The sequence below is a fragment of the Nonomuraea sp. SYSU D8015 genome (assembly GCF_008065375.1).
Classification (GTDB): domain Bacteria; phylum Actinomycetota; class Actinomycetes; order Streptosporangiales; family Streptosporangiaceae; genus Nonomuraea.
Window position 1 is genome coordinate 1 of sequence record NZ_VJYI01000002.1, and the last position, 19,812, is coordinate 19,812.

25 protein-coding genes, 1 tRNA gene and 1 riboswitch are annotated in these 19,812 nt (G+C 69.3%); of the genes, 13 read left to right on the forward strand and 13 right to left on the reverse strand.

What is annotated here, in order from left to right; translation table 11 throughout:
• Positions 1–237: 237 nt before the first annotated feature.
• Together ID574_RS62720 and ID574_RS09070 are read left to right on the forward strand one after the other, a co-directional pair.
• Positions 238–363: a holin gene (locus ID574_RS62720; RefSeq protein WP_223166701.1), complete on the forward strand. Its 126-nt coding sequence runs from the start codon at positions 238–240 to the stop codon at positions 361–363.
• A gap of 632 nt (positions 364–995) precedes the next feature.
• Positions 996–1,283, forward strand: a complete 288-nt coding sequence (locus ID574_RS09070; RefSeq protein WP_188188386.1) for a hypothetical protein — start codon at positions 996–998, stop codon at positions 1,281–1,283.
• A 301-nt stretch (positions 1,284–1,584) separates the two neighbouring features.
• Here the strand turns inward: ID574_RS09070 and ID574_RS59585 are convergent, their stop codons facing one another.
• On the reverse strand, positions 1,585–1,785 hold the full coding sequence (locus ID574_RS59585; protein WP_262495964.1) for a DUF397 domain-containing protein: 201 nt from the start codon (positions 1,783–1,785) through the stop codon (positions 1,585–1,587).
• A 286-nt stretch (positions 1,786–2,071) separates the two neighbouring features.
• Between ID574_RS59585 and ID574_RS09080 the strand changes: the two genes are divergently transcribed.
• Entirely contained in the window at positions 2,072–2,758 is a 687-nt protein-coding gene (locus ID574_RS09080; RefSeq protein WP_223166523.1) for a transposase, read from the forward strand.
• A gap of 192 nt (positions 2,759–2,950) precedes the next feature.
• Complete coding sequence (locus ID574_RS09085; protein ID WP_188188388.1) at positions 2,951–3,268, forward strand: hypothetical protein; 318 nt, start codon at positions 2,951–2,953, stop codon at positions 3,266–3,268.
• A 1-nt stretch (position 3,269) separates the two neighbouring features.
• Here ID574_RS09085 and ID574_RS09090 read toward each other — a convergent pair.
• The 5 genes from ID574_RS09090 to ID574_RS09110 form a co-directional block, all read right to left on the reverse strand.
• Positions 3,270–3,342, reverse strand: a tRNA-Thr gene (locus ID574_RS09090).
• A gap of 39 nt (positions 3,343–3,381) precedes the next feature.
• The gene (locus ID574_RS09095; RefSeq protein ID WP_188188389.1) at positions 3,382–3,612 is read right to left on the reverse strand and encodes a transposase; all 231 of its coding nucleotides are present in this window, start codon (positions 3,610–3,612) and stop codon (positions 3,382–3,384) included.
• A 78-nt stretch (positions 3,613–3,690) separates the two neighbouring features.
• Complete coding sequence (locus ID574_RS09100; RefSeq protein WP_223166524.1) at positions 3,691–4,245, reverse strand: C40 family peptidase; 555 nt, start codon at positions 4,243–4,245, stop codon at positions 3,691–3,693.
• Positions 4,246–4,278: 33 nt separating this feature from the next.
• The gene (locus ID574_RS09105; RefSeq protein ID WP_188188390.1) at positions 4,279–5,244 is read right to left on the reverse strand and encodes a GH25 family lysozyme; all 966 of its coding nucleotides are present in this window, start codon (positions 5,242–5,244) and stop codon (positions 4,279–4,281) included.
• A gap of 49 nt (positions 5,245–5,293) precedes the next feature.
• Entirely contained in the window at positions 5,294–5,827 is a 534-nt protein-coding gene (locus ID574_RS09110) for a P-loop nucleotide/nucleoside kinase family protein (RefSeq protein ID WP_223166525.1), read from the reverse strand.
• Positions 5,828–6,050: 223 nt separating this feature from the next.
• Between ID574_RS09110 and ID574_RS09115 the strand changes: the two genes are divergently transcribed.
• Both ID574_RS09115 and ID574_RS09120 read left to right on the forward strand, forming a co-directional pair.
• Positions 6,051–6,992 (forward strand): ATP-binding cassette domain-containing protein, encoded by a 942-nt coding sequence (locus ID574_RS09115; protein ID WP_188188391.1) that lies wholly within the window; start codon positions 6,051–6,053, stop codon positions 6,990–6,992.
• Complete coding sequence (locus ID574_RS09120; protein ID WP_188188392.1) at positions 6,973–7,719, forward strand: ABC transporter permease; 747 nt, start codon at positions 6,973–6,975, stop codon at positions 7,717–7,719. The genes ID574_RS09115 and ID574_RS09120 overlap by 20 nt, the downstream gene beginning before the upstream one ends.
• Here ID574_RS09120 and ID574_RS09125 read toward each other — a convergent pair whose 3' ends face one another.
• Complete coding sequence (locus ID574_RS09125) at positions 7,720–8,832, reverse strand: calcium:cation antiporter (protein WP_223166526.1); 1,113 nt, start codon at positions 8,830–8,832, stop codon at positions 7,720–7,722.
• Positions 8,833–8,946: 114 nt separating this feature from the next.
• Between ID574_RS09125 and ID574_RS09130 the strand changes: the two genes are divergently transcribed.
• Positions 8,947–9,462, forward strand: a complete 516-nt coding sequence (locus tag ID574_RS09130) for an NUDIX hydrolase (RefSeq protein ID WP_188188394.1) — start codon at positions 8,947–8,949, stop codon at positions 9,460–9,462.
• On the opposite strand, the gene ID574_RS09135 is transcribed toward ID574_RS09130, so the two are convergent.
• Together ID574_RS09135 and ID574_RS09140 are read right to left on the reverse strand one after the other, a co-directional pair.
• Positions 9,436–10,110 carry a flavin reductase family protein gene (locus ID574_RS09135; protein ID WP_188188395.1) on the reverse strand — a complete coding sequence of 225 codons (675 nt, stop codon included), beginning with the start codon at positions 10,108–10,110 and terminating at the stop codon, positions 9,436–9,438. The genes ID574_RS09130 and ID574_RS09135 overlap by 27 nt on opposite strands.
• A gap of 57 nt (positions 10,111–10,167) precedes the next feature.
• Positions 10,168–10,797: a GNAT family N-acetyltransferase gene (locus ID574_RS09140; RefSeq protein WP_188188396.1), complete on the reverse strand. Its 630-nt coding sequence runs from the start codon at positions 10,795–10,797 to the stop codon at positions 10,168–10,170.
• A gap of 7 nt (positions 10,798–10,804) precedes the next feature.
• Positions 10,805–10,901: riboswitch (SAM riboswitch) on the reverse strand.
• A gap of 114 nt (positions 10,902–11,015) precedes the next feature.
• Here ID574_RS09140 and ID574_RS09145 point away from each other — a divergent pair.
• Positions 11,016–11,441 (forward strand): nuclear transport factor 2 family protein, encoded by a 426-nt coding sequence (locus ID574_RS09145; protein WP_188188397.1) that lies wholly within the window; start codon positions 11,016–11,018, stop codon positions 11,439–11,441.
• Between the two features lie 82 nt (positions 11,442–11,523).
• Here the strand turns inward: ID574_RS09145 and ID574_RS09150 are convergent, their stop codons facing one another.
• Positions 11,524–12,120 carry a TetR/AcrR family transcriptional regulator gene (locus ID574_RS09150; RefSeq protein ID WP_223166527.1) on the reverse strand — a complete coding sequence of 199 codons (597 nt, stop codon included), beginning with the start codon at positions 12,118–12,120 and terminating at the stop codon, positions 11,524–11,526.
• 141 nt (positions 12,121–12,261) lie between these two features.
• Here ID574_RS09150 and ID574_RS09155 point away from each other — a divergent pair, with 141 nt between their 5' ends.
• Together ID574_RS09155 and ID574_RS09160 are read left to right on the forward strand one after the other, a co-directional pair.
• Positions 12,262–13,014, forward strand: a complete 753-nt coding sequence (locus ID574_RS09155; RefSeq protein ID WP_188188398.1) for an NADPH-dependent F420 reductase — start codon at positions 12,262–12,264, stop codon at positions 13,012–13,014.
• A gap of 65 nt (positions 13,015–13,079) precedes the next feature.
• Positions 13,080–13,649, forward strand: coding sequence for a hypothetical protein (locus tag ID574_RS09160; RefSeq protein WP_188188399.1), 570 nt, complete (start codon positions 13,080–13,082; stop codon positions 13,647–13,649).
• A gap of 39 nt (positions 13,650–13,688) precedes the next feature.
• On the opposite strand, the gene ID574_RS09165 is transcribed toward ID574_RS09160, so the two are convergent.
• Positions 13,689–15,221: an aldehyde dehydrogenase family protein gene (locus ID574_RS09165; RefSeq protein ID WP_188188400.1), complete on the reverse strand. Its 1,533-nt coding sequence runs from the start codon at positions 15,219–15,221 to the stop codon at positions 13,689–13,691.
• Positions 15,222–15,334: 113 nt separating this feature from the next.
• Between ID574_RS09165 and ID574_RS09170 the strand changes: the two genes are divergently transcribed.
• A complete protein-coding gene (locus ID574_RS09170; RefSeq protein WP_223166528.1) occupies positions 15,335–16,168 on the forward strand; it encodes an IclR family transcriptional regulator in 834 nt (277 codons plus the stop codon).
• Positions 16,169–16,428: 260 nt separating this feature from the next.
• Positions 16,429–17,892 (forward strand): benzaldehyde dehydrogenase, encoded by a 1,464-nt coding sequence (locus ID574_RS09175; RefSeq protein WP_442939297.1) that lies wholly within the window; start codon positions 16,429–16,431, stop codon positions 17,890–17,892.
• Positions 17,893–17,960: 68 nt separating this feature from the next.
• On the opposite strand, the gene ID574_RS59590 is transcribed toward ID574_RS09175, so the two are convergent.
• Complete coding sequence (locus tag ID574_RS59590) at positions 17,961–18,161, reverse strand: type 2 periplasmic-binding domain-containing protein (RefSeq protein WP_223166529.1); 201 nt, start codon at positions 18,159–18,161, stop codon at positions 17,961–17,963.
• Positions 18,113–18,820, reverse strand: coding sequence for a LysR family transcriptional regulator (locus ID574_RS09180; protein ID WP_262495965.1), 708 nt, complete (start codon positions 18,818–18,820; stop codon positions 18,113–18,115). The genes ID574_RS59590 and ID574_RS09180 overlap by 49 nt, the downstream gene beginning before the upstream one ends.
• A 117-nt stretch (positions 18,821–18,937) precedes the next feature.
• Here ID574_RS09180 and ID574_RS09185 point away from each other — a divergent pair, with 117 nt between their 5' ends.
• The gene (locus ID574_RS09185; RefSeq protein ID WP_188188401.1) at positions 18,938–19,765 is read left to right on the forward strand and encodes a tetratricopeptide repeat protein; all 828 of its coding nucleotides are present in this window, start codon (positions 18,938–18,940) and stop codon (positions 19,763–19,765) included.
• The last annotated feature ends 47 nt before the right edge of the window (positions 19,766–19,812 follow it).

The following is a 19,812-nucleotide window of genomic DNA, read 5'->3' on the forward strand; positions in this document are numbered from 1 at the left end:
TCGGCGCAGGCTTCATTCCGCAAACGGGTATCGGACTCCGCTTGAGGTCCACAACGAGTACCTGAGCCGGCAGCTCGCAGCATGAAGTGATCATCAGGAAGCTGTCCGGAGAACGCGGGGCTCCTCAAGCCTCACATCCCAATACCGGCCGAGATTACGCTGCCAGCGACGCCCAGCATCACGCTACACCCGTTGGTTCGCAGCCACTGAGCAGTCTTCTGAAGGCGCATCCTCGACATCGCCTGGCCCGCGGTCGGCTCGATCGCCGCCGGCGCGGCGGTGGTGAGTCTGCTCATGTCCATCGTCGCCGGCACGAGCGGTGACCCAGTGACGGCGGGGTTCACCACCAGCCCCCGCGGATAGGCCGCCCGGGCGCACATCCCAGGAGGTGCCGGGGACGGCCCGGCAAGCGCCGTCCCCGGCCATCGCGATACCTCGGGCCAGGCGCCAATGCCCCGGCGAGAGTGTGAGCAGCGAGCCGCCGGGACGGCCCCCAGCTGTGCCTCTCGGAGACCGCAGACGTCATCATGCGGCTTCCGATTCGCGATTCGGTGGAGGCTGGTGCGCTTGCGGCAAACACCTGTCCTGTTTTGACTCTTGGGGCGGCTTCCAGGCGCTCGCACACGGTCCCGCCAGGCCTAGGCCTGCTGGAGTCACGCGTCTATAACCACAGAGCGCCGGGGCGGCGGCTCGGGAATCAGGTCATCGTTGAGCACGGCCCCATGGCCCGGAGCACACCGGTCTGGGAGGGCTGGACAGGGCGCGCCCGCGTTCAGCCGATAGTCCGACCGAAGCTTTGTCTCACCCGGGATCGTGGCGCAGCTTCCTATCCCTTCCTCCCGCCGGCTGACCGTCAACGCGGCGAAATTTGACATCGGTGTGCCTGCACGGGTTAAGGAGACTCACGGTGTTAACTGCCTGTGTCCGATCAACTTCGGACAGTCACGACATCGTTCATGTCAGAAATGGAGTGCCTCATGGGCACAGCTACACGGATGACCATCATCGCGGGTGCGATCGCAGCGACCCTCGCTGCGGGGGCCGCTGCAGCCAGCGCGGATTCGGACTCGCCCAGCGCCACCGCAAGCAACACGGTGGGAACCTTCTACGGCAACAACCTTCAGATCCCGGTTACCTTCGCCGTCCCGGCCAACCAGATCCCGGTTACCGCCGCTGTCCCGGCCAACCAGATCCCGGTTACCGCCGTCCCGGTCACCACCTGGAGGATGGGCATCCCCGTCCTCGGGACATGGGCGCCGGGACTCAGGGTCACGTCCCACTAGCCATAAGGTCGCGGCCCCTGGCGTAACAACACGCCAGGAGCCGGAAACAGGCCGGGGCCCCTGCCTGCGTCAGCAGAGCGACAGCGGCAAAGGGCCCTGGCCGTCGCAACGGCAACCGTAAGCCGGCCCGAAGAGGGTTTCCACTCCTGGAAAATGCGTAGGCACGACCAGGGCCATCAGGCAGCGCGGCGGGCCGTTCGGTGAGCTCGCTCAGGTGACAGGCACGGCTTCTGCTGCTGGACGCGACAGCGCCTCCGGGGTGAACTCGCCCGCCAGGACACCGGCGACGAACGCGTCCACTTCAGCGTCGTTGAACGTCAGCGACACCCACGGAGCGCCCTCTCGCCACATCTCCCACCAGTCCAGCGTCCGCGCGGACCAGCAGAACCGGGCCGCCGTAGGTGCCGAGCTGCTCGGCCGCCAGAGCGGACACGAACACGGCCCAGTCGGTGGCGGCGAACTTCAGCACCGGGGAGGCGTCGCCGAGTTTGGAGTCCCTCACCCACACCTGGCCGTCGCCGCGGTCATCCTGGAGACACGCAGCTTGGCGACGATCTCCGCCACGGTCCAGTACGGATCGTCGTCGGCGGTGGTGTGGTGGGTCACGGCTGGGTCCTTCCTGGAGTGGTTGGCGATGGGCGGGTGTTCGGCACAGGCTTGGGGTTCTCATGGCCGCTGCCAAGTGCCAGCGTGGGGCGGCTGGTTGGGCTGGCGGCGGGGTGTGGACGATGTAGGGCTTCCGGGCGGCGCGGCAGCGGACACGCGGTAGTGGCGGGGTGAGCCTGGTGGTGCTGGATACCCAAAGCGTCCGCGCAGCGGCCGGAGTGCCATCGAACACGACCGGGCGGGACGCGGCCAAGAAGGTATCCGGGCGCAAGCGCGGCCTCGCCGTGGACGCGCTAGGCCTGGTCATCGCGGTGGTGGTGCTGGCCGCCTCGGCACACGACAACACCGCCGGAATCGCCCTGCTGGACCGGGTCGCCGCCGCCACACCGCCCGGCAGCGTGCGTACCGCCCTGGTCGACCAGGGATTCAAGGGCTCGGTCGCCTCCCACGGCGCCACCCACGGCATCGACGTGAAGACCGTCGAGCGCAACCCCGCCGACACCGGGTTCGTCCCCCAGCCCAAACGGTGGGTGGTGGAGCAGACCTACGGCACGCTGGCCCTGCACCGCCGGCTGGTGCGCGACCATGAACACCACCCCTCCAGTTCCGAATCGCGCGCGTCCTGGGCGATGACCGATGTGATGGCTCGCCGCTTGACCGGCACCTCCAGCCCATCCTGGCGCCCCACTGACCGGCGACGATCCCGGCAGGCACCTGCTGGACCGGATCGACCCGCGCGAGACGGCCCTGACCTGCGAGATCGAACGGTCACGAGCCCAGATCGACGACCTGACCGCCAAGCTAGGCGAACTCGACGAGGCCATCGATCACCTGCGGATCAACCGCGAAACCCTTCTCCAGCTCGCTGACTAGCCCGACCCGGCACTCGATGTCGAGTCGCGCCGTGTGGGCGAGGATGCGGCAGTCGTCTCGTAAGCGCCGATTGAGGAAGGGCTGTCGCCGCATGATCTGCGGGACTGGCACAGCACGCTGATCCATGGCAACACCCCGCCGAAACTGCGGACGACCGCATGGGGCATATCTCTCCGGACATGCGGGGAATGCGAGGTACCTACACCGACATCCTTCCGCAGTGGCGCGTGGAACTCCGCGCGTTCCCTCAGGAGGTGTGGGAGCGGGCGCTGGCAGAGCAAGCCTGGTTCAGCCTCCACTCGCCGGTGCGGATGCTGGACGACTTGCTGGCTCCGTTCCGTGACGGCCGCAAGACGCCGATTGCCCCGTTCGGATCAAGTGGCAAGGTGATCGAGTTGCGGTCATGGGATGCCCGACAGACCAAGGTCACCGCATTTTCGTCGCACTCGATCAAGAAAGCCCGGTCCGAGATGATCTCGGCCGGGCGATTCACCTGTTCAGAATGAGAGCCCCCAAACGGAATCGAACCGTTGACCTTCTCCTTACCATGGAGACGCTCTGCCGACTGAGCTATAGGGGCCTGTCCGTCGCTGCGGACAGGTGTAACCATACACGGCACTCAGCGATGATGCGAACTGGTTCCGGCTCGCGCGATCCCTTCGGCTTCCGGCCGCGCCGGCAGCTCGATCACCTCGCACAGATCGGCCAGATCGACGTGCTGCGCCACCTCCGCCACGGACGAGCAGTCGGCGACCACCCACCCGTGCCTGCGCACCCGCAGCACCTGCCGCCCGGCCCGCACGGCGCCCACGACCTCATAGCCGTCGAGACCGACCCATCGCCTTTCCATAGCGGCACAGAGTAGCCTCCGGGTCTCTCAATTTTCGTCACGCCACAGGCGTTACAGCCATACCGAGTCGGCAGGCGTTCAGAGCCGGTAGTAGCCCGCGAAGTCCTTCAGGCGCGCGATGTCGTCGATGCGCACCACGGCGCCGGTCTCGGGCGCGTTCATCATCTTGCCCCCGCCCAGGTAGATGCCGACGTGGTGGGTTTTGACAGACTTTTTCGTGATTTTTCCAAAGAAGACGAGATCGCCGGGCATGGGGGACGCCTTCACCCGGCGCGTCCTCCGTACGTGATCATTGGTGTTCCCCGGCCCCAGCACGTCCTTCCCGTGCGCCAGCGCGTACACCCACCGGGCGAACCCCGAGCAGTCGAGCCCACGCGTCCTCGCGGCCGGGCAGGGTTTGATCCGCCCCTTGTAGCCCCTGCAAGTGCCGTTCGACGGCCCGGGGCGCGGCGCGTGGCCGCCGCCCCACGCGTACGGGATGCCGCGCTGTTCGATCTCGTACGCGATCTGGACGATCAGCGGCAGCGCCCGCGTCCCGAGTGGCATGGAGGCCGTGGCGGTCAGCAGCATCACCCCTGCCGCCGCCACGGCTAACCGCCGCCGTCCCATCCCGTCCCGCCCCCTGAAATCCATCGGACGTCGGGATTCATCCTGCCTTATCTGGCTTTATCGGGCCTTGAGGGTGAGTTTCACGGTGCCCACGGTGACGTTCATCCCGACCGTCCCCTTCGCCTTACGCGGCTTGGTGGTGAACGTGAACGTCGCCTTCTCACCGCGCGGCAACTCGTCGATCGTGCAGCGCACCGCCGTGCCGCTGAAGGTGCACCCGGGCGCCCTGACCACGCGCTGTCCGCCGAACGCCCGCCCGGAGATCTTGACGTTCGTGACGGGGTGCGGGCCGGTGTTCGAGACGGTGACCGTGTACGTCTTCCTGCTCCTCGCCGCCCCCGTGACCGATACCTCGGCCGGCGGGTTCGCCATGGCGTTGAGCTGGGATTCCGATCCGTTGAACAGGTTGCCGCCGCCGACCAGCGGCCCCTTGTCCGCCGACTGCCAGAAGGTGTGCCTCGTCCAGCTCTTCGGCAGCTCCCCGGGGTCGGCGCCCCAGCGGGCGAGCCAGAGCGGGTTGGACTTGAACTTCGTGGAGTTGCCCGTGCAGGTCTGCCACCAGCTCGTGGTGGTGTAGATGATCGCGTGCCGGCCGGTGCGCTCGCGGTACCTCTTCGTGAAGTCCTTCAGCCAGGTGACCATGTCCTCCGTGGACAGGTCGTAGCAGTTGTTCTTGCCGTTCTTGTCCTTGTACGGGTTGTCCTCGATATCCAGCACGCCGGGAAGGGTCTGACCGTCGGCGACCCAGTTGCCGCCGTTTGCCAGGAAATGTTCAGCTTGAGTCACCCCATCGGATTCGTGGGGTTGCGCAAAGTGATATGCACCGCGAATAAGCCCGGCCGACGCGGCGCCCCCGTACTGGGCGTCGAAACGGGGATTTCGATAGTTCGTCCCCTCGGTGGCGTGCACGAACGCGAACTTCCCGCCCCCGGAGACCACCTTTTCCCAGTCGATGTCGCCGGTCCAGTTGCTGACGTCGACTCCGGGAACACCATCGGCGGCCTCAGCGACCCCGCCACCCATCCCGAGCGCCATAATCGCCGCGAATAACCCCACACGTATCACGCGCAGATCATTGCGGAGCCCCACACAATTCCGCAAGTCCAGAAATGTCAAGCGATTTCGAGGTATCGAGCCAATACACCGGCCCCAGCCCCAACGGCTCCGCCCCGGCCACCCACTCCCGCCAGCGGGCGTCGTCGACGTCGGCGTCGCAGTGGACGGCGTGCCGCACGCGGCTCTCGTACCGGCGTCTGGCCAGCTCGGGCGGCACGTCGCACCAGACCTCCCGCACCCGCTCCGGCGCGACCGCCGCCTTCGCCAGACCGGCCAGGACGACCGGGCGCAATGGCGCCGGCCAGGGACTCTCCAGCACCGCACCGCGCCCGGCGCTACGCAGGAGCGTCCACATGCTCTCGCCGGCGGCCGCGCCCAGCATCCGGCTCCACTCCCGCACACCGATCCCGGCGGGCCGTTCGAGCATGTCGGCCAGCGTCTCCTTGAGGTCGTCCTTGCTGAAGACCGGCAGCCCCAGCTCCGCTCCCAAGGCACGCGCCACCGTCGTCTTGCCCGCCCCGGGAAGCCCGTTCACCAGCACCACGATCACGAGCTTGAAAATAGCCTGCGCAACACCGGAAAACAGCACTTCAGAACCCCGGAATCCGCCTCCGTCAGCACGCCGCCCGACGTGACGTTTCCGCAGGTCAGAGCCTTATATGTAACATATGTTCGCGTTTGCCAAAGCCGCTTTCTCCTGCTCAAACTTGATTCGATCCTCCATCGAGCCCCCGACCTTGGGGTTTCTTCGCCATGCCCGCAGGAGACCGACCATGATCCACGCCCGGGGCCTGACCCGAACCTTCAAAGTGAAGAAAGAGACCGTCGAGGCCGTCCGCGGCATCGACCTCGACGTCGAAGCCGGCCAGCTCCTCGCGTTCCTCGGCCCGAACGGCGCAGGAAAGTCCACGACGCTGCGCATGCTCACCACCCTCCTGCCGCCCACCTCCGGCACCGCCACGGTGGCCGGCCACGACGTGGCCACCGACCCGGCGGGCGTACGCTCCCGCATCGGCTACGTCGGCCAGCGCAGCAGCGCGGGTGAGGACTTCCTGGTCCGCGACGAGCTGGTCACCCAGGGCCGCTGCTACGGCCTGCCGGTCAGGGAGGCGACGGCCCGCGCCGACGAGCTGCTCGACCTGCTCGACATGAGGCCGCTGGCCAAGCGCAGGCCCGGAACGCTCTCGGGCGGCCAGCGCCGCCGCCTCGACATCGCGCTCGGCCTCGTCCACCGTCCCGACCTGCTCTTCCTCGACGAGCCCTCGACCGGGCTCGACCCGAAGAGCCGCGCCGAGATCTGGCAGCACATCCTGCGGCTGCGTGAGACGTACGGGACGACGCTGTTCCTCACCACCCACTACCTGGAGGAGGCCGACAGCATGGCCGAGCGGGTAGTGATCATCGACAACGGGCGGATCATCGCCGACGGCACCCCCGAGCAGCTCAAGAACGACCTCGCCGGCGACCGCATCACGCTCTCCACCAGCACCGAGGAGGAGGCCCGGCGGGCCGCCGCGATGGGCGGCGGCACGGCGGAGGGCACGACCGTGCGCCTGCGGGTCGCCAACGCGCCCGCCGCGCTGCCGGAATGCCTCCGGACCCTGGACGGGGCCGGCATCAAGGTCACCACCGCCGAGACCGCCCGCCCCACCCTCGACGACGTGTTCCTCGCTCTTACCGGGAGAAGCCTCACCGATGACGACATTCCTGCGTGACACCGCCACCGTGTTCTCCCGCGAGTTCAAGCCCTCGCTGCGCGACCCCGCGGGGCTGCTGTTCGAGATGGGGCAGCCGCTGCTGTTCCTGTTCCTGTTCGGATCGCTGCTGGACGGGGCCACGGGCACGTCGTGGCAGTGGTTCGTGCCCGGGATCCTGGTCATGATGTGCCTGACCGGGCCCATGTCCGCCGGCTACACGCTGCTGGTCGAGCTGATCGGCGGCTCCATGGAGCGCATGATGGTCACGCCGCTCAACCGGACGGCGATGCTCGTGGGCAGGTCTGCCAAGGCGATGATCGTCCTGCTGGTCCAGGCCGTGCTGATCATCCTGCTGGCGATCCCGCTCGGTTTCGAGCTGTACGCGGCGGGCGTGCTGGCGGGGCTGGCCCAGCTGGTCGTCTTCGGGGTGGGCCTGGGCGCGTTCTCGTTCGTGCTGGCCATCAGGTCGGCGCCGAGCGGCACCCTGTTCTACGTCGTCAGCCAGTCCATCCTGTTCCCCCTGCTGCTGCTGTCGGGCGTGCTGCTGCCGCTGGAGACCGCTCCGGCGTGGCTGCGGACGATCGGGCAGTTCAACCCGGTGACGTACATCGTGGACGCGCAGCGATCGCTCTTCGCCGGCGACCTCGCCGACCCCTCCATCTTGTACGGCACCGCGTCCGCCTGCCTGATCGCCGCAGCCGGCCTGTACCTGGGCAACCGCGCCATGCGCCAGGGCGTGGTCTGATCAGGGACTGATCGCCAGGAACAGGAACGCCGCGAACAGCACCAGATGCACCCCGCTGTGCATGAGCGTGGCCCGCCCGGGCACGACCGTGAGCGTCGAGACCACGGCCGTCAGGGCGAACAACACCAGGTGGGTGCCGCCGAGCCCGAGGAGCAGCGGCCCGTCGAGCCAGATCGACGCCACCGCGATGGCCGGGATGGTCAGCCCGATGCTGGCCATCGCCGACCCGAGCGCCAGGTTCAGGCTGATCTGGACCTGGTCGCGCCGGGCCGCCCGTATTGCGGCGATCGTCTCGGGCAGCAGCACCAGCAGCGCGATCACGACGCCCACGACGGCCTGCGGAAGCCCGGCCGACGACACGGCGAGCTCGATCACCGGCGACTCGACCTTGGCCAGGCCGACCACCGACACGAGCGCCACCAGCAGCAGTCCGAGACTGGTCAGCGCGGTGCGCCCGGAGGGCCGGGGCGCGTGCTCGTCCGGTTCGAAGGGCGCACCGTCCTGCGTTGAGCTACCGTTCTCGGGACCTGAACGTCCGCCGGTTCGGGCCACCGGCAGGAAGTAGTCGCGGTGGCGTACGGTCTGGGTCACCACGAAAAGCCCGTACAGCGCGAGGGAGACCACCGCGGCGAAACCGAGCTGCGCCGGCGAGAACGCCGGCCCCCGCGCACTCGTCGTGAACGTGGGCAGCACCAGGCTCAGCGTGGTGAGGGTGGCCACCGTGGCGAGCGCCTTACCCGTGCCCTCGGCGTTGAACACCGCGATCCGCCGCTTCAAGGTCACGGTGAGCAGTGACAGTCCCACGATGCCGTTGCAGGTGATCATCACTGCCGCGAACACGGTGTCGCGGGCCAGCGTCGCGGTCCGCTCACCGCCGGAGACCATGAGGCTGACGATGAGCGCCACCTCGATCACCGTGACGGCCACGGCCAGCACCAGCGAGCCGAACGGCTCCCCGACGCGATGCGCGATCACCTCGGCGTGGTGCACGGCGGCCAGCACGGCGCCGGCCAGCAGCAGGGCCACGACGATCACGAGCGCGACGGGCAGCTCGCGGCCCCAGGTGAGCCCCAGGGCGAGCAGCGCCAGAGCGGGTATGAGAACGGTCCACAACCTCGCAGCGTTACGGAGCACGTACAGGGTGTTCTCCCATCTTCATAAGTCGAACAAGGGTTTTACCCTGATCATGCCTTGACATCCGTTTTAAGGGAGAATGAGAGTGGCTTGATGACGCAACTGATCGCGACCAGCACCGTGCCCTGGATCCCCGTGGCACACCGCCTGGACGTCATCCTCGCCACCGCCCCTCCGCCTGTGGACCGCACCACGTCGGCGTTCGCGTTCGTCTCGGACGGGCTCGGCAGGACCCTGATGACCTGCGTGGATCGGGAGGGGCGGGGCTGGGACATCCCGGGCGGCCACCTGGAGCCCGGCGAGAGCGCGATCGACGCCGCGGTACGCGAACTGCACGAGGAGACCGGCCTGCTGCTTCCGGCCGCCGCCCTGTCGATCTTCGCCTGGCAGCGAATCGAGCTCCTGGACGCCCCGCCCGCCGGCTACCGGTACGCGCCGTTGACGTACATGGCCATGTTCCGCGCCGTCGTGCCCGGTCCGGGCGCGCCGACCCGCCCGGCGGCCGGCTCGGAGAGCACGCACGCCGGCTGGATGTCACGTGAGGAGATCGAGCGCCACTGCGGGCACCGTACGTGGCTGGTGCTACTGCAGGGCGCGGGCCCGCTCTAGATCCTCATCCGGCCGGTACATCCGCTCGGGGATGCGGGCGAGCGTCGACGGATGCACCTGCGGCCCCAACCCGTACAGCTTCTGGAAACTCATGATCAGCGGCCGCCAGGCGTCGGGGTCGACGCGATCGTCCGTCCCCGCCATCCGGATCTCCTCGTGCACCCAGACCCGCTGCACCCGCACCTCGAACGCCAGCACCCCGCCGTCGTCGCCGACCGGGTGCACCGCCTCCACCACGGCCTCCATGTTGACCGGGCACTCGGCCACCCGCGGCGGCGCCACCGTCTCGGAGGCGACGGCGGTCAGCCCGGCCCGCTCGAACTTGTCCGCCACGTGCCGATACCCCCGTTCCCACTTCCGCTCGGGGACGGGATCCGACCCGGTGGTGAGCGCCAGCCGGTCCACGGCGGAGGCGAGCGCGTCGGACGGCAGATTCAGTACGCACTCACGTGTCCTGACCAGGTTGTGCGCCGTCTTGGCCCGCGCGCCCAGCCCGAGCATCGCGCGCCAGCCGAGCCAGAAGGCCGAGGACATGGGGGCCAGGTTGGGGGTCCCGTCCTCGTTCGTGGAGGAGATCAGCACCACCGGCGTGCCGAAGTAGAGGATGTTGGGCTCGATGCGGGTGTGCCTGTCTACAACAATGCTCATACAAATACTGTCGACCCTCGTCACAGCGCTGCGCTGGCGGCCATCGGACGCCCTATTTCAGCCTCCGGCACCCCGCGTCACAGCGCCACCGAGGCGAGCGCTCAGGGCCGCCTTGACCTCCGGCCACTCGTCGGCGACCACGGAGAACATGGCCGAGTCCCGCAGCTTCCCTTCCTCTCCCGGCGCCCACGACGGCGACCAGCTACGCAGGACGCCCTCGAACCGGGCGCCGAGACGTTCGATGGCCCGCCGCGAGCGCGCGTTGCGGGCATCCGTCTTGAGATCGACCCGCACCACCTTCAGCACCTCGAACGCGTACGTGAACAGCAGGAACTTGGCCTCGGCGTTGATCCCGGCCCCCTGCGCCGACGCCGCCAGCCACGTCCAGCCCACCTCGATCGCCCGCAGTTCGCGCCGCCCCGGCCACATCCGCGGATCCCAGAACGCCGTGCACCCCACGGCCCTGCCGTCCGCCACCCGCACCTGTGCGAACGGCGTCAACCCTGGCCGCTCCAGCTGGTCCTTCAGGTAGGCCCCCATCTCCTCGGCCCTCGGCACCAGGGTAAAGCCGTAGGCGGAGCGATCCTCCTCCGCCGCCCGCGCCAGATCCGCCGCATGACGCATCTCCAGGGGCTCCAACCGGACCAGGGACCCCCGTAGCACCGGAACGTCGAGCCGCACGCTCATCGAACCCTCCTCATCGTCCCTGGCATTGGCACCTTGCCCGCTCGCTCGCGGGCAGGTTGCCGGACCGTCGTCGGGCCAGGCCCCTCGGATCCTCTGGATGAATCTCGGTCCAGCGATGATGCCCGCCCTCGTGCCGCGCCGTCAACGCGAAAGCGCTCACATGACATCTGGTACCGTATGATGTACCGTACAGCATACGACTGAATGGAGAGGCTCCTATGTACCAGCCGAGCGACGAGGAACTGAAGAGCGTCGAGGAGTGGTTCGCCGAGTACGACGCGCTGGCCGAGCAGGGCGAGATCGAGAAGCTGGCCGATCTGGCGGTCTTCCCGATGAACCTGGCCACCGACGTGCCCGAGGGGTACGCGACCGTACGACAGTGGACGCGCGCGGAGTACATCGAAGCGATGCAGGAGTCCATGGGCGGTGGCACGGCAGGGCTGGGCCTCGAGTCGAAGAGGACACCGCACTTCCTCTCCCCGAACCTGGTGGTGGTGGAGACGGAGGCGACGATGACGATCGAGGGCCGGCGGCAGAGCATGCACTACGCCGACCTCCTCGTGCGCACCGAGGACGGATGGGCCTTCCAGACGATGATCCAGGGCGGCTGGGGTCACGGCTGGGCACCCGCGAAGCGCGGCTAACCGACGATCGGGCACCGGCTCGGACCGGCATCCCTGACCGGGCCGGTGCCCGACTTGCATGAGAGTCCGGCCGTCGCAGCGCTCACCGGGGATTGAGCGCGGCGAACGCCTCGTCCAGGAGATCCTCCAGGTCGTGCTCCCCGTCGGAGGCCGTCCAGTGGTCGAGGGCGATGTTCAGGCAGTCCAGCGCCGCGGCGGCCTTCACCGACACCGCCAGGGTGGCCGGCACCGAGAGGCCCCCACGCTCGGCGAGGGCCTCGGCCAGGAGGGGCCGCCAGCCGTGCTGCTGCTCCAACTGCCGTGCGCACAGAGCACGGGTGTCCCGCACGAGCCGCATCATCGACAGGAGCCCGGCCGAGTCCTGCCGGTACTGCGCCATGACGGTATCCAGCGCGCGCCGCAGGGCCGTCCAGTCGTCCTCCTCGGACGGGCGGGCGCGCAGGGCGTCCGCGACCTGGTCGCCGTGGGCGTCGAAGGCGCTGAGGACGGCATCCTCCTTGGTGCCGAAGTAGCGCAGGAAGGTGCTGCGGGACACCCCGGCCGCCTGTGCCAGGTCGTCGATGGTGACGTTCTCGAATCCCTCACGGCGGAAGAGGTCGAAGGCCACCTGGGCGAGCTCGGCCCGGACGGCGGCCCGGGCGATGTCTCTCGTGCTCCTCGTACGCGCTGCTCTGGTCACCCGGCGAACCTACCTCCCCCTCACCACGGCTTGCAGTATCGAGCCTTAGTCGCTAGTCTGACACTCAGTTTCATCTTTGACATCATATTTCGATATAGCGACTGCCAACCGATACATCTGCTGGAACGGAGACATGACACCGTGACCAAGACCCTCGGGCTCATCGGCAGCGGCATGATCGGCAGCACCCTGGCCCGCCTGGCCGTCGCCGCAGGCCTGGACGTCGTCGTCAGCAACTCCCGCGGCCCCGAGACGCTCACCGAGCTGGTCGCCGAGCTCGGCGACCACGCCCGCGCGGCCACCTCGGAGGAGGCCGCGCGTGACGGTGACCTGGTGGTGGCCACCGTCCCGCTGAAGGCCTACGCCGAGCTGCCCGCCGCGGCCCTCGCCGGCAAGACCGTGATCGACACGATGAACTACTACCCGGACCGCGACGGCCGCCTGGCCGAGCTCGACGCGGGCGAGCTGACCTCCAGCGAGCTGGTGCAGCGGCACCTGTCCGACTCCGTGGTGGTGAAAGCGTTCAACAACATCGACTTCCGTCGCCTTTTCACCAGCGCCCGCCCCTCCGGAGCCGCTGACCGCAGCGCGCTGCCGATCGCCGGGAACGCCCCGACCGCCAAGGCCGAGGTGGCCCGGCTGCTGGACACTCTGGGCTACGACGCGGTCGACCTCGGCGCACTCGCGGACAGTTGGCGCAGCGAGCCGGGCACGCCCGTCTATGTCCAGCCGTACATGGCACCGTGGCCCGACGGGCTGGGCCAGGAGGAGGCACAGCGCTGGTTCTTCGAGACCCCGGGCGTCCCGGTGCCCGGTGAGCGGGTGAAGGAGCTCACCGGCGCGGCGGTCCGCGGCCCCGCCGGCGGCTACGTCCCGGGCTGGGCCGGAGACTGAGCCGCGGTGCTCGCGCTCGAAAACCAGATGAGCGTCGGATTCACGAACTGGGATGATCCGACACTGTGGCCAAGGGGACGATTCTCAAAGACCTGATCAGTGTGAGACGCTCCGGCAAGCCCGTGAGGGTCACCCGTTCGATCGCCGGCGCGGATCAACTCGACGGCTACGTGGTCGGCATCGGCGGCAAGTGGGTGTTGCTGCACACCGTCTCCGACGACGTCCGTCTCGACGGCTACTCGGCTGTGCGCCTCGGAGACATCGATGACGCGACGCGCTCGGGCTGGAAAGGCTCTGCCATGACCCATCGTGCCCTCACCTTGCGGGGGGAGCGCTTCCGGCCTCTGACGGACGTCGACCTGGACTCGACCGCGGGTCTGATCAGGACACTGACCAGCTCGTTTCCCCTCCTGGCCGTCTTCGTCGAAAAGATCGACCCGCATGTCTGCTCCATCGGTCGCGCTCGCGGCATCACCCGGAAGAAGCGGTTGCGTCTCCAGGAGATCGGGCCGGCGGCGGATTGGTCGTCCACGTGCGGCGCGACCAACAAGACATCAGACATAACGCGGTTCGACGTCGGCGGCGGATACATCGACGCGCTCCACGCAGTCGGCGGAGACCCTCCAGAATGCTGATCCTCTGACGGTCGCAGCGGGAGACGCCTCGGAGCCGGGTCAAAAGGGGAATGCGCGGTCCTGGTCGCGGACGGTGATCCACTGGAGCTCGCAGAACTCCTCGGCCGCGAACCCCAGCCCGAATCGCCCCCACCCGCTGTCCTTGACGCCGCCGAACGGCATGTGCGGCTCGTCGTTGACGGGCTGGTCGTTGACGTGGACGATGCCGACGTCGAGCGCGGAGGCCAGGCGCAGGCCACGACGGCTGTCGCCGGTGATGATCGAGGCGACGAGGCCGAAGTCGGAGTGGTTGGCGCGGGCGACGGCCTCCTCGGCCGAGTCGACCTCCTGCAGCACCACCACCGGGCCGAACGTCTCGCCGTGCGCGATCTCGGCCTCATCGGGGACGTCGGCGAGCACGGTGGCCGGGTAGCACGGCGGTGCGGGGACGCCGCCGGCCAGGACGCGAGCGCCGAGCCCGACCGCCTCCTTGACGCGACGGTCGAGGAGGGCCAGCGCCCACTCGTTGATCACCGGGCCCACGACGGTCGCCGGGTCGGCCGGGTCGCCCGTGGGCAGCGCCGCCGCCCTTGCCGCGAACCGCTCGGCGAACTCCCCGGCCAGCGGGCGCTCGACGTAGATCCGCCTGGCGCACATGCAGACCTGCCCCTGGTGCACGAACGCGCCGTAGATCGCGGCGCCGACGGCGTACTCGAGGTCGGCATCGCCCGCCACGATGAGCGGGTTCTGGCCGCTGAGCTGGAGCACCACGCGCTTCAGGTGCCTGCCGGCCTTCTCCGCGAGCCGCCTTCCCGTCGGCGTCGAGCCGGTGAAGTTGATCCGCTTGACGAGCGGGCTGGCGAGCAGCGCGTCGCCGATGCCGCCGGCCTCGCCGGGAGCGTGGGTGACGACGTTGAGTGCCCCGGCGGGCAGGCCCGCCTCCTGGAGGATCTCGGCCCAGAGCGCGCCGCCCGTGTACGGGGCCTCCTCGGACGGTTTCAGCACCACGGTGTTGCCCAGCGCGAGCGGCCCGACGATCGACCGCCCGGCGAGAGTGAGCGAGGCGTTCCACGGCGCTATCGCCGCGACCACGCCCACGGGACGGCGTACGACCTTCGCCTGAGTGCCCTCGACGTCCGACGGCAGCAGCTCTCCCGCCGGGCGGTAGGCCAGGTGGGCGGCCTGGCGGAGCAGCTTGAGCGTGAAATCGAGCTGCACGACGCCGAAGTGGCGGCCGCAGCCGGTCTCCGCGGCGAGCGCGCCGAGCACCTCACCGCCGCGGCGCTCCAGGATGTCGGCCGCGCGCAGGAAGACCTGCTGCCGCTGCGATGGCAGCGTCCGAGCCCAGCCGCCGAACGCCTCGTGGGCGGCGGCGACGGCCCGGCCGGCATCGTCGGCGTCGCCGGCGGCGACCTCACCGAGCACCTCGCCTGACCATGGGGAGAGGTTCGGGTACGAGCGCCCGGAGGCGGATTCGACCCATTCGCCACCGATGAAGTGCCCGACGCGTGGCTTGCGCCAGCCGCTCTGTGTTGAACGGTCGCTCTCGGGGCCTGACCGTTCGCCGCTCTCGGTGGGCTCCGCTCCGGTCATGGGGTTCGCTCTCTCGCTCGCGTCGTCACGTACGGCCTTGAGAGTGCCATCGCGTGGGCAGCAGTCAAAAACAGTTCGAATATCTGGAACTGCATGGCCGTATTCTGACCGCTGTGACCGATGTCGACTCCCCCCGCCCGCGCGGTCGCACGGCGGCCGACTCCTCCTTCTCCGTCTCGCTGGAGCGCGGCCTGCGCATCCTGTCCGCTTTCACCGGCAACCGCTCGATGCTGGGGATCGCCGACCTGGCCCGGGCGGTGGGGCTCAACAAGAGCACCACCCACCGGTACGTCGCCACGCTCACCAAACTCGAGTACATCCAGCAGGACCCGGAGACGAGGAAGTACTTCCTCGGCCCGCGCGCCGTGGACCTCGGGTTCGCGGCGATCGACTCCATGGAGCTGACCAACGTCGCCTGCCCCCTCCTCCAGGCGCTGGCCGACGAGACCGGCTACACCGTCAGCATGGGCCTGTCCGACGGCCCGGACGTCGTCTACGTGGACCGCAGACGCAGCGTCCGGCGCAACTCGCTGGCCATGGACCTCAACCTGCACGTGGGGTCCAGGCTTCCGGCCTACTGCACGTCGATGGGGAAGGTGCTGCTGGCGTACAAGGACGCGGCGGCGGTGCGGCAGATCCTCGACCACACCGACCTGGCGCGCCGGGGGCCCAAGACGATCACCAACCGCGAGCAGCTCACCGCGGCGCTCGCCAGGGTGCGCCAGAGCGGCGTGGCGGTCAACGACGAGGAGCTCGCACCGGGTCTGCGGTCGTTCGCGGCGCCGGTGCACGACCGCTCGGGCGAGGTCATCGCCGCGATCAACGTCGCCATTTACCTGACCGTCGCGTCGGCCACGGTGGAGGCGCTGACCGGACGCATCGAGCCGCCGCTGCGGCGCACCGCCGCCGAGATCTCCAAGCGCCTCGGCTATCGGCCCACGTCGTAGCCGCTGTTCCAACGACGAAAATCGCGTTCGAACCCTCGGAACAGCATGTTGCTCTGGTGTTGACGGCACCGTACCGTCGGCTCAACTTTCCGCCACCCGGGCCAAGGAGTTCGGGCGTGAGCGACACCATGACGGGCCGCGCCACGTCGCCGGTGAGCGCGTACGGCGGGCGGGAGGGCTCCGTCAGCTCGTCGTCCGGCCTGCTCAAGCTCTCACTGCGCATGGGCGGCTGGCACGACATGGACAAGGAGGAGGCGGCTGTGGGACTGCTCGACACCATCGATTGGCAGGGGAACGTCTTCAAGAGCGGCGCGTGGACGGCCGGCCGCGGTGGCGACTACGCGGTCGTCGAGCCCGCCACCGGCGCCGAGCTCGGCCGGATGGGGCGGGCGACCCCGGAGGACGTCACCGAGGCCGCCGCGAGCGCCGCCGCGGCGCAGAAGGAATGGGCGGCGCTGCCGCACACCGCCCGCGCCGCCGTCCTGCGCAAGGCCGGTGACCTGTGGCAGCAGCACGCCGACGAGATCAGCGGCTGGAACGTCCGCGAGGTCGGCACGGTCCCGGGCATGGCCGGGTTCGCCCTGCACGTGGCGGCCGAGGAATGTTACGAGGCCGCCTCCCTGCCCAGCCGCGCGATCGGCGAGCTGCTGCCCTCGGAGCAGCCGCGGCTGTCCCTGGCGCGCCGCATACCGGCCGGCGTGGTCGCGGTGATCTCCCCGTTCAACGTCCCGATCATCCTCGGCATCCGCTCGGTCGCCCCCGCCCTCGCGCTCGGCAACGCGGTCATCCTCAAGCCCGACCCGCGAACTGCGGTCACCGGCGGCACGCTGATGGCCCGCGTGTTCGAAGAGGCCGGTCTGCCGCCAGGCGTGCTGCAGATGCTGCCCGGCGGACCCGACGTCGGCGAGGCTCTGATCGCCGACCCGCACGTGCGTGTCATCTCCTTCACCGGCTCCACGGCCGTCGGCCGGCGCATCGGCGAACTGGCCGGCAAGCATCTCAAGCGCGCCCACCTGGAGCTCGGCGGCAACTCGGCGCTGCTGGTGCTCGACGACGCCGACGTGGACGCGGCGGTGAACCTGGCCGCCTGGGGCTCGTTCTTCCACCAGGGCCAGATCTGCATGACCACCGGCCGCCACCTGGTCTCCGAGCGCCTCTACGACGACTTCGTGGAACGCCTCGCCGCCAAGGCCGGCCACCTGCCGGTCGGTGACCCGGCCACCGGCCAGGTCGCGCTCGGCCCGGTGATCGACGCGGGCCAGCGCGACAAGATCCACGCCCTGGTGAGCGCGAGCGTCGAGCAGGGTGCGAAGCTGGCGGCCGGCGGCTCCTACGACAACCTCTTCTACCGGCCGACCGTGCTGGCCGACGTGCCGTTGACCGCGCCCGCCTTCGCCGAGGAGGTCTTCGGGCCCGTCGCCCCGGTCACCCGCGTGTCGTCGGTCGAGGAGGCCGTGGAGCTCGCCGCGGACGGCGAGTACGGCCTGTCGCTGGGGATCGTGACCCGGGACGTGATGCGCGGCCTGGCCGCCGCCGAGCAGATCCCGACCGGCATCGTGCACATCAACGACCAGACCGTGAACGACGAGGCCAACGCGCCGTTCGGCGGCGTGCGCGCCTCGGGCACCGGCTCCCGCTTCGGCGGGGCGGCGGCCAACATCGAGGCGTTCACGGAGACCCGCTGGATCACCATGCGCGGCGAGCCGCCGCAGTATCCGTTCTGATCGTCGACAGCGGCCGCGGCCCGGCGCCGGTGATCCGGCGCCGGGCCGTCGTCGTCGCTGAGGCATGATCAGCTGGTCAGCGGGCCGAGTTCGCGGACGACACCGGCGAAGGCGCGGATGAGGTCGTTCTCCGCCTCGCTACGCCATACCAGTGCGTACGGCAAGGCCGTCATGTCCCGTACGGGCAGATACACGATGTCGGGGCGGGGCCAGTAGCGGGTCACCTGGATCGGGAAGAGCGTGACCGTCTCCCCGAGGCTGGTGAGCATGAAGGCCTCCTCGAGATGCTGGACAGCGGAGCCTCGTTCGATCGACCGTCCCTTGGGCGTCTCCAGCGGAATGTAGCCGTCGAACCAGTAATCGGGGCCGACTCGATACCGACGTGCTGAAAGTCGCCGACCATCTCCACGGAGACCGACGAATAACCGGTGAGCTCATGGTCGCGGGACACGGCCAGCACTCTCGGCTCTTCGAACAGCACGGGGCCCACGGTCAGGTCGGCTTCCTCGACGGGCAGCCAGGTGACCAGGACGTCGATCTCGCCACGTCGCAGCCCGGCGAAAGGATCGGCGAAGGGCGCGTGCAGGATGTGCAGCCCCCACTGCGGGTACTGGGCGCGGAACGTGTCCCAGTAGGGACGCAGCTCGTGGACGTTGTTGGGCATCATGCCGACCCTGAGCGCGGCGGTCTTGCCCTGGGCTGCCAGGCGCGCCTTGTCCATGCTGTGCCGCAGCCCCTGGTAGACCTGGCCAAGGTCGTCGCGAAGCTGCCGGCCGACCGGCGTCAGCCGGACATTGCGGCTGTCGCGGTCGAACAGCAGGGTGCCGAGGGCGCGTTCCTGCTTCTTGATCGCCTGGCTGACCCGGGCGACCGATACGTGCAGCCGTTCGGCGGTGCGGCCGAAATGCAGCTCTTCGGCCAGCGTCAAGAAGATCTCGATGTCACGGAGCTCCACGCACGCCCTATCAGTCACCCGTCCGTCAATTGTGGCGTTAACGATCGTTGCAGGATTCGTCGTTGTTCGCCCCGGGGTCCGGCTGAATGCTTGATCACACCCCGTACCAGAGCATTCAGGGAGTGCGGGCTGGACCGGCCGGACCGGCTGCTCGGCTTCGCGCTGCCCGCCGCCGAACGTCTCGGCGATCGCCGGTCGCTCAGCTGGCTGCACTACATGCGGGGTCAGGCCCGGCAGTACGGCAGCCGACCGGCGCAGGCGGCGCCGGACTACGAGGCGGCACGCACGCTGATGGCCGAGGCCGGCGACGTGCACGGCGAGGTGCGGGTCCTGCAGCAGCTGGCCGAGCTGCGCATGAAGGACGGCGACTACACCTCGGCCATCGAGCTCCTGCGCCAGACGGCCGCGCTGCTGCCCGAGGGCGAGGTGGTGGAGACATACGTGGTCACCCGCGTGCGCATCGGCTACGCCCTGGTGCAGCTGGGTGAGTACGGTCAGGCCCACGCGATCGTCTCCGGTCTGCTCGGCATGGCCCGTGATCCCTTGAGCCAGGTGACGGGATACCGGCTGTATGAGGCGTCCAGCCTGTCCGACGTCGCCGTCGCCCTGCGCCACCTCGGTCGGCTGGAGGATGCCCTGGCTCGGCACGCGCAGGCGCTGAAGATCGCCGAGGAGGCCGGGGAAGCGCAATTCGAGCTCGGCGTCCTGATCCCGTACGCCCAGACCTGCCTGGCCGCCGGCGACCGCGAGGCGGCCGCGGGCCACTACCGCGCGGCGCTGGACATCGCCACCTCACTCGGCCTGCGCCATCTGGGGGCCGTCGCGGGTGACGCACTGGCCGAGCTGGAGCGCCCCATCGGTGTCCCGTCCCGTCCCGGGACACCTCGGCAACAGCTGCTCGTGGCAGCGAATCCCTAGGTCAACGGGGTCGCGCGGGAGCGTTCCGCGTCCCGCCACCCGATGCC

Bases quoted from the DNA above. Each gene is read 5' to 3' on its own strand.
- ID574_RS09070 (WP_188188386.1), top strand. From the start codon at position 996: ATGACCATCATCGCGGGTGCGATCGCAGCGACCCTCGCTGCGGGGGCC.
- ID574_RS09085 (WP_188188388.1), top strand. From the start codon at position 2,951: ATGCGAGGTACCTACACCGACATCCTTCCGCAGTGGCGCGTGGAACTC.
- ID574_RS09095 (WP_188188389.1), bottom strand. From the start codon at position 3,612: ATGGAAAGGCGATGGGTCGGTCTCGACGGCTATGAGGTCGTGGGCGCC.
- ID574_RS09100 (WP_223166524.1), bottom strand. From the start codon at position 4,245: ATGGATTTCAGGGGGCGGGACGGGATGGGACGGCGGCGGTTAGCCGTG.
- ID574_RS09105 (WP_188188390.1), bottom strand. From the start codon at position 5,244: ATGGGTGGCGGGGTCGCTGAGGCCGCCGATGGTGTTCCCGGAGTCGAC.
- ID574_RS09115 (WP_188188391.1), top strand. From the start codon at position 6,051: ATGATCCACGCCCGGGGCCTGACCCGAACCTTCAAAGTGAAGAAAGAG.
- ID574_RS09120 (WP_188188392.1), top strand. From the start codon at position 6,973: ATGACGACATTCCTGCGTGACACCGCCACCGTGTTCTCCCGCGAGTTC.
- ID574_RS09130 (WP_188188394.1), top strand. From the start codon at position 8,947: ATGACGCAACTGATCGCGACCAGCACCGTGCCCTGGATCCCCGTGGCA.
- ID574_RS09135 (WP_188188395.1), bottom strand. From the start codon at position 10,110: ATGAGCATTGTTGTAGACAGGCACACCCGCATCGAGCCCAACATCCTC.
- ID574_RS09140 (WP_188188396.1), bottom strand. From the start codon at position 10,797: ATGAGCGTGCGGCTCGACGTTCCGGTGCTACGGGGGTCCCTGGTCCGG.
- ID574_RS09145 (WP_188188397.1), top strand. From the start codon at position 11,016: ATGTACCAGCCGAGCGACGAGGAACTGAAGAGCGTCGAGGAGTGGTTC.
- ID574_RS09165 (WP_188188400.1), bottom strand. From the start codon at position 15,221: ATGACCGGAGCGGAGCCCACCGAGAGCGGCGAACGGTCAGGCCCCGAG.
- ID574_RS59590 (WP_223166529.1), bottom strand. From the start codon at position 18,161: ATGCTCACCAGCCTCGGGGAGACGGTCACGCTCTTCCCGATCCAGGTG.